The following is a 7,424-nucleotide window of genomic DNA, read 5'->3' on the forward strand; positions in this document are numbered from 1 at the left end:
AGCGGGTTCAAGGTAAGGTTGTTTCCCAGGGTGTAAAGAACGTTGCTACAATGCCTCGGGGACTCCCCACGGGAGGCTGTATGGCGAGCGCCCTCGTTGCTTGGATCGGAAGAACGGATCTTCGGGCTTCCCAGGGGGATCCGGCGGTCGGCCTTGGGCCCATCGCGCAGGCGGTGGCCGGGCGGGCTTACGAGCGCGTGTTGCTCCTGAACAACTACCCCGAAGAGGAAGCGGGGGGCTACGTTAGGTGGCTCCAGGCGCGCACCTCCGCGCTCCTGACTCTCCGGCAAGTCACTCTCACGAGGCCTACGGAGTTCGGGAAGATTTACGAAGCGGCGACACAAGCCCTGTCGGACTTTTTGGAAAAGATCTCTCCCCCACCGACACTCGCGTTTCATCTGAGCCCGGGTACGCCGGCCATGGCGGCCGTGTGGATCATCCTCGCCAAGACCCGGTTTCCGGCAGAACTGATCGAGTCTTCTCCGCAGGAGGGCGTACGCACCGTCTCCTTTCCGTTCGACATCTCCGCCGACTTCCTCCCCGACCTTTTGGAGCGATCAGACAGGAAGCTGGAGCGGCTCAGCGAAGGGCTCCCTCCCGAGGCCCCGGAGTTCTCCGACATCATCCACAGAAGCACCGTGATGAAGCGGCTCATTGCCAAGGCCCGGCGCGTGGCGCCACGATCGGTCTCGGTGGTGATCGAGGGCGAATCCGGAACCGGCAAGGAACTGCTTGCCAGGGCCATCCACAAGGCAAGTCCTCGGCGGGACATGCCCTTCGTCGCCATCAACTGCGGCGCCATACCGTCGGAACTCGTTGAAGCCGAGCTGTTTGGCCACGAGAAGGGCGCGTTCACGGGGGCGAGCCGGGCCCGCAAGGGGTACTTCGAAGAAGCCCAGGGCGGGACGCTCTTCCTGGATGAGGTCGGCGAACTTCCGCCCGCAGCGCAGGTAAAGCTCCTACGTGCCCTGCAGGAGAAGGAAATCGTCCGGGTCGGTTCGAGCAAACCCATCCCCGTAGACGTTCGGGTCATTGCGGCCACGAACCGAAGCCTGATGGACGAGGTGGCCGCCGGCCGCTTCCGATCGGACCTCTTCTACCGACTGGCCGTTGTCATTCTTCGCCTGCCTCCTCTCCGAGACCGGAAAGGGGACGTGAGCCTTCTCGTTGAACATCTGCTGGAGAACATCAACAACGAGAACGCCAACGACCCGGCCTATCGTCGCAAGAAACTTTCCGCTGGTGCAAAAAAGCTTCTCCTTGCGCATACCTGGCCGGGAAACGTGCGGGAGCTACTGAACACGCTCCACCGTGCAGCCATCTGGGCGACAGGATCAACCATCGACGAGGAAGACGTCCGGGAGGCGATCCTACCGGCTCCGGGAGCATCCGAAGACGCCATCCTGGGGCGGCCGCTGGGAGAGGGGCTGAACCTGCCCGAGATCCTGGCTACGGTGGCACGACATTATCTGGAACGGGCCATGGCAGAAGCCCACGGGAACAAGACCCAGGCCGCGCGGTTGCTGGGCCTCCCCAGCCACCAGACCTTGACAAACTGGCTACGCCGATACGGGGTGCTTAACGAACCTGGCACGAAGGATGCAGAGCCCGCCAGGGCATGAGGGGAGAAGCGCATGGCTGGGTACACGAAGGAGTCCGACGCCAGGATCATGATCGACCAACTTCTCCGGGACGCCGGGTGGGATCCCGCGGACAAATCCCAAGTGCGTACCGAGGTCACGGCCCGAGAACTACCAGGGCGGATCGCGGAAGGCGCCCCCGGCTCAAGCAGTATCTCCTCGGACGGAGAACAGGTCTCGTACGGCCGAGCCGACTACGTCCTCCTAGACCAGCGCGGCCGTCCGCTCGCCGTGATCGAGGCCAAAAGGAACGCGATCAACCCCTACGTGGCCAAGCAGCAGGCCCTGCCTTACGCGAAGGCCCTCGGGGCGCCCTTCATCTTCCTCACCAACGGGGAACTCACCTATTTCTGGGACTGGCAAAACGACGACGCCCGGCCCATCACCGGCTTCTTCTCGCGGCGAGATCTCGAGCGCCTAGTGGAGATGCGAAGCAGCCGGCAACCGCTCGCTACGGTCGAGAATCTCGAGTACTACATCCGCCAGGGTGAGACGCGCACGTTGCGGCCCTACCAGGCCGAGGCGATGCGCGCCCTCGACCATGCCCTCGAACTCGGCAAGCGCCGCTTTCTGCTCGAGCTTCCCACGGGCACGGGGAAGACCGACCTCATTTGCCTGTACCTCAAGCGCCTGTTTCAAGCGGGCTGGGCCGAACGCGTTCTCTTCCTCGTCGACCGAGACCAGCTCGCCAAGCAGGCCATCGAGGCGATCCAGGATCTGCTCCCGGCCCATTCGAGCTACTGGCTGCGGCCCGGAATGGAGCGCCAAGAGCAGCAGATCACGGTCGCGCTATTGCAGACGATGATCGGGCGGGTCGACGAGTACACCGCGGGCTATTTCGACGTGGTCATCGCCGACGAGTGCCACCGCTCCATCTACGGCGCTTGGCAGACGGCGCTCACCAAGTTCGACGCCATCCACATCGGGCTCACCGCCACGCCGGCCAACTACATCGAGCGCAACACCTACGACTTCTACCAGTGCGAGCCGGGCAAGCCGGACTTCTCCTACCCCATCCAGGAGGCGTTCCGCGACGGGTACCTCGTGCCCTACCGCTTCGCCACCGGCATCACCGAGATCCTCGCTGAGGGCGCCGACGTCGACGGTGAGCATTACGACCCCGCCGAGTTCGAACGCCGCTTCACCAACGAGGCGACCAACCGGCTGATGATGGAAGAGTTCGACCGTCTCGCCTGGGAGCACTACAAAGAGCTTGCGCCTGGCCAGGACCCCGGACCGGGCAAGGCCATCGTCTTCGCCATCACCAAGCACCATGCGGCGCGCCTGGCCCAGTACCTGAACGAGCTACACCCGGAACTGAAAGGCCGCTATGCCGAGGTCATCACCTCGGATGTCGCCGACTCGGACGCCCTCATTCGAAAGTTCAAGACCGAGACCTACCCGATGGTCGCGGTGAGCGTCGGCATGCTCGACACGGGATTCGACTGCCGGGAGGTGCTGCACCTCGTCTTGTGCCGTAGGGTGCGCAGCCCCATCCTCTACCAGCAGATGCGCGGCCGCGGCACCCGCACCGCCCCGCACATCGGCAAACGGAAGTTCGTCATCTACGACTTCTTCAAAAACCACGAGTACTTCAACGACTCCGACACCGACGTGTTCACCGGCACGGGGGGCGGTCGTGCGCCGGGTGGCCCTCCCAGGCCACCCAAGCCCCCCCGTGAACTCGTCGAACTCGGTCTCGAGGACGAGTGGCTCGAGGCCGTGACCTGGATCGAGGTGGGCCCCGAGGGCGAGCGGATCGACAAGAAGGAATACGTCTCCCACTGGGAGGAGACGATCCGCCAGAGGGCCGACGCCGACCCGATCCTCCGGAAGGTGCGCAATGAGGAGCCGCTGACCGCCGAAGAGGAAGAGGAACTAGCCCGGCGGCTCAACCAGCCGGAGTACTACTTCAACGAGGACAACCTTCGCCGGGCGTACCGCAATCCCGGCGGGTCGCTCGTGGATTTCATCCGAGCGGCCCTCGGCCGCCTGCGCATCAAGAGCCGTGAGGAGAAGCTGGAGGAGGCCTTCCGCGCCTGGCTCGTCGCCCGTTCGTTCACGCCCCAGCAAGCCGAATATCTGTGTCTTTTGAAAAATCGAGGCATCGCCACCGGCCGCGTCCGTCTCGACGACCTCTTCGAGCCTCCGCTCTCGATCCTCGACGCCGCCGGAAAGGGGATCGAGCTTTTCGGTGAGGAGAGACTGAAGCAGGTGGTGGACGACCTGAACGAAGGCGTGTTTGAGACCGCAAGGTAGAAAGGACAGAGAAAACCGATGGATCAGACCCTGCGCCGCAAGCTCGACCGCATCACCGATATCCTCTGGGCCGGGGGGGTCACGAACCCCGTCACCTACATCGAGCAGATCTCCTACCTCATCTACCTGAAGCTCTTGGACGAGGAGGAGGCCACCCGCGAACTCAGGGGCCGCCTCGGCGCCGGCAACGGCGCGCGCCTCTTCCCCGGCCAGGCCGAGCGCTTCCGCTGGTCGAAGTGGCGCTTCAAGAGCGGCACCGCGCTGCGCGACTTCGTGCGCGACGAGGTCTTCCCCTACATGGCCTCGCTCGTCAAAGACGAGCCGCAGGTGGCCGAGTACTTCCGCGACGCGGTCTTGGAGATCGTCGACCCGAACGTGCTCAAGCAGGTGATCGACGAACTCGACTCCATCGATTTCCGAAAGCTCGGCCCCGACGTCAAGGGCGACATCTTCGAATACCTCCTCACCCACCTCGGCCAGTCGGCGCTGAACGGCCAGTTTCGCACTCCCCGCCAGATCCGCACCTTCATGGTCGAGATGGTCGACCCCGACCTGGGGGACACGATCTACGATCCGGCCTGCGGCACCGCGGGTTTTCTGATCGACGCCATCGACTACATCCTCGCCCGCTACAGCGAGGAACCCCAAGAGGTGCCGATCTACGGCGAAGACTGGCTCGAGAAGCGCGGCCAGACGCTGGAGGAGGCGAAGAAAGAGATCCCGAACCTCCAGACCTACCGCAAGGGCCCCGGCGAGAAGATCCCCGACTGGGGCCGGCTCGAGGCTTCGATCTACGGCACCGACGTCTCCCGACAGATGATGCGGATCTCCATGATGAACCTGGTTCTTCACGGAATCCGCAAGGCTCGCCTCAAACGCGCCAACGTGCTCTCGGAGATGAGCGGCCTCACCGAGGACGATCTCAACCGCCGCTACTCGGTGATCCTCTCGAACCCGCCCTTTGCCGGCCAGATCCCGAAGGAGTCGATCCGCCAGGACCTGCCGACCAAATCGAAGAAGAGCGAACTCTTGTTCCTGGGGCTGATGCTGCGTTCGCTGGCCCCCGGAGGCCGCTGCGCGGTGGTCGTTCCCGAAGGCGCGCTCTTCGGCTCCACCAAGGCGCACAAGGAGCTGCGCGAGAAGCTGCTGCGCGAGTACGAACTTCTCGCCGTGGTCTCGCTGCCGGCGGGGGTCTTCAGGCCCTACGCGGGCGTCAAGACCTCGGTTCTCGTCTTCCGCCGCCCGAAGACCGAGCCCGCCAAGGGAAAGGCCGCGACGAGTCACGTCTGGTTCTACGAGGTCCGCAACGACGGCTACGACCCCGACAAGATCCAGGGCGGCGGCCGTCCCGAGACCCCGGACAAGAACGACATCCCGGGCCTGCTGGCGGCGTGGGCAGAGTACAAGGCGACGAAGTTCGAGCAGCCCCCGGGCGTCCAGGCGGGCGCCGTGCTGGAGGCCGGGAGCGAGGAGCCCCGTTCTTGGTGGGCGACCTTCGAGACCGTTGCCGAAAACGACTGGAACCTCGCCGCCTCCCGCTACAAGCCCCGGGTCGCTGAGCCGGTTCCCGACGAGGACCCGGCCGAGCTGATCCGCGAGGTGCTGGCCATCGAGAAGGAGATCACCGAGGGGCTGGAGAAGCTGCTCGCGGAAGTGGAGGGGGTGTGATGGAGTGGCCGCGGGTTCCGATAGAGCAAGTTGCGGAGCTCAACCCTAAAGTGGGGCAATGGGATCGTTTAGCTGAAAGCGATCCTGTAACGTTTGTTCCTATGCAGGCGGTCTCAGAAGACACAGCATCGATTGAATCGCCAGCCGTCCGCCCCCTCAGCGAAGTGCGCCGCGGGTTCAGTCATTTCCAAGAGCGCGACGTTCTGTTTGCGAAGATCACGCCGTGCATGGAAAATGGAAAGGTCGCCATTGCACGTAACCTCGTAAATAGAGTTGGTTACGGTTCAACTGAGTTTCATGTGCTCCGCGCCGGCCCAGCCCTCCTTCCCGAGTACCTGTATTACTTCCTCCGACAACCGTCATTTCGTTTGGCCGCGAAGCAGCAAATGCGCGGAGGCGCGGGTCAGCAACGGGTACCAGAGTTGTTCTTGCGCAAAGAAATGATCCCCCTTCCCCCCCTCTCGGAACAGCGCCGCATCGTCGAGATCCTCGACCAGGCCGACCGCCTCCGCCGCCTCCGCGCCGAAGCCGACGCCATAGCCGAGCGCATCCTCCCGGCCCTCTTCATCAAGATGTTCGGCGACCCCGCCACGAACCCGATGGGCTGGCCGCTGCGCCCGCTGGGAGAGCTATGTGACGTGGTGTCGGGAGCGACTCCTAAGACGAACGTTCCGGAGTACTGGGGCGGCGGGATTGCGTGGGCAACCCCCAAGGACCTGTCAGGGCTCGACGACTGGGTCTTGGAATCCACCGAAAGAACCCTAACCGAGGACGGTCTCGCCAGTTGCTCGGCCACGATCATGCCGAAGGACGCTGTGCTTCTATCCTCACGGGCGCCGATCGGACTCGTCGCGCTGGCCGCGATGCCGATTTGCACCAATCAGGGCTTCAAGAGCCTCGTCTCCCGAGGCGAGGTTGATCCCTGGTATCTGTTCGCATGGTGCAAGCTCCGACGGGACTACCTCGAGTCGCTAGGGCGAGGGGCCACGTTCAAGGAAATCTCGAAGCGAATCGTCGAGACCGTAAAGGTTCCTGTTCCACCCATGGATGCGCAGCGAAGATTTCGATCTGCTGTCCAAGACCTCCGAAACCAGCGCCTTAGGGCGAAGGAGGTGCGTCACCGAACGGGAGAGATTTTTGCCATCCTGCTTGAACGTGCCTTCTCTGGCTCCCTTACCGCCTCCTGGCGTGAAGCGCACATGAAGGAACTGTTACAGGAGATGGAACAGCAGGCGAAGGCGCTGGAGGCTCCCAGCGCATGACGCGTCGTAACTCGAGGAAAACACGGCCCGATAAGGCGAAGCCGGCCATGCGCATCACGAAGGCACGGCGGGAGCAGATCGAACGCCTTGCCGCCGCGCTGGCAGAGATTGCGCCTTCCACCTCCCCAGGAAGCGGCTTCTGTGTTCGTAAGGTCGCTTACGACATGGGACTCAAAGACTGCTGGAAGAAGCAGCGGAACAAGAAGGCGGACATCGCGCATCTGCTCGAGCACGCCATACGACAATATCGGAGGAAGCCGAAGGCCCTGGTCCTGGCCATTGTCCGAGGCGCTGTCGAGTGGCGGGCCCGCAAGGGAGAGCCAATCACCAAAGCCCACCTTGAAGCGATCGCCAAGCCCATGGAGGCCCTCGGCTTTGGCATCCGAAAAGAGCTTCAGTCGATCGAGATTCCCGAGCCGAGCCGTATCCGGCATCCATCCCAGGATGTAGTGGCGCTGCTCGAACGCTTGGACCTGCACGAGGCGCTCGCGGACGACATCACGGAGATGTTTCGCGACGGCCACTTCAACGAGGCGGTCCGCAAGGCTTTGGAGCGTTTCGAGAAGTACGTTCAGGACGCGGTCGGCGACCATAC

At 63.6% G+C, this 7,424-nt stretch carries 5 protein-coding genes; all 5 read left to right on the forward strand.

The annotated features are described in order from the left end of the window. Positions 1-80 precede the first annotated feature (80 nt). Positions 81-1,622 carry a sigma-54 interaction domain-containing protein gene (locus tag ACYQ8L_RS17560; protein ID WP_459943119.1) on the forward strand — a complete coding sequence of 514 codons (1,542 nt, stop codon included), beginning with the start codon at positions 81-83 and terminating at the stop codon, positions 1,620-1,622. A 12-nt stretch (positions 1,623-1,634) separates the two neighbouring features. Then, complete coding sequence (locus ACYQ8L_RS17565; RefSeq protein WP_459943120.1) at positions 1,635-3,899, forward strand: type I restriction-modification enzyme R subunit C-terminal domain-containing protein; 2,265 nt, start codon at positions 1,635-1,637, stop codon at positions 3,897-3,899. Positions 3,900-3,917: 18 nt separating this feature from the next. Further along, on the forward strand, positions 3,918-5,567 hold the full coding sequence (locus tag ACYQ8L_RS17570) for a type I restriction-modification system subunit M (RefSeq protein WP_459943121.1): 1,650 nt from the start codon (positions 3,918-3,920) through the stop codon (positions 5,565-5,567). After that, complete coding sequence (locus tag ACYQ8L_RS17575) at positions 5,567-6,829, forward strand: restriction endonuclease subunit S (protein WP_459943122.1); 1,263 nt, start codon at positions 5,567-5,569, stop codon at positions 6,827-6,829. Before ACYQ8L_RS17570 ends, ACYQ8L_RS17575 begins: the two co-directional genes overlap by 1 nt. Before the next feature lie 47 nt (positions 6,830-6,876). Further along, the coding region (locus ACYQ8L_RS17580; protein ID WP_459943123.1) for a hypothetical protein at positions 6,877-7,424 on the forward strand (548 nt) is incomplete at its 3' end.

Source organism: Deferrisoma palaeochoriense (genome assembly GCF_054656955.1).

What these genes read in the sequence shown, in the direction of transcription:
- ACYQ8L_RS17560 (WP_459943119.1), top strand. Translation starts at nt 81, where the DNA reads ATGGCGAGCGCCCTCGTTGCTTGGATCGGAAGAACGGATCTTCGGGCT.
- ACYQ8L_RS17565 (WP_459943120.1), top strand. Translation starts at nt 1,635, where the DNA reads ATGGCTGGGTACACGAAGGAGTCCGACGCCAGGATCATGATCGACCAA.
- ACYQ8L_RS17570 (WP_459943121.1), top strand. Translation starts at nt 3,918, where the DNA reads ATGGATCAGACCCTGCGCCGCAAGCTCGACCGCATCACCGATATCCTC.
- ACYQ8L_RS17575 (WP_459943122.1), top strand. Translation starts at nt 5,567, where the DNA reads ATGGAGTGGCCGCGGGTTCCGATAGAGCAAGTTGCGGAGCTCAACCCT.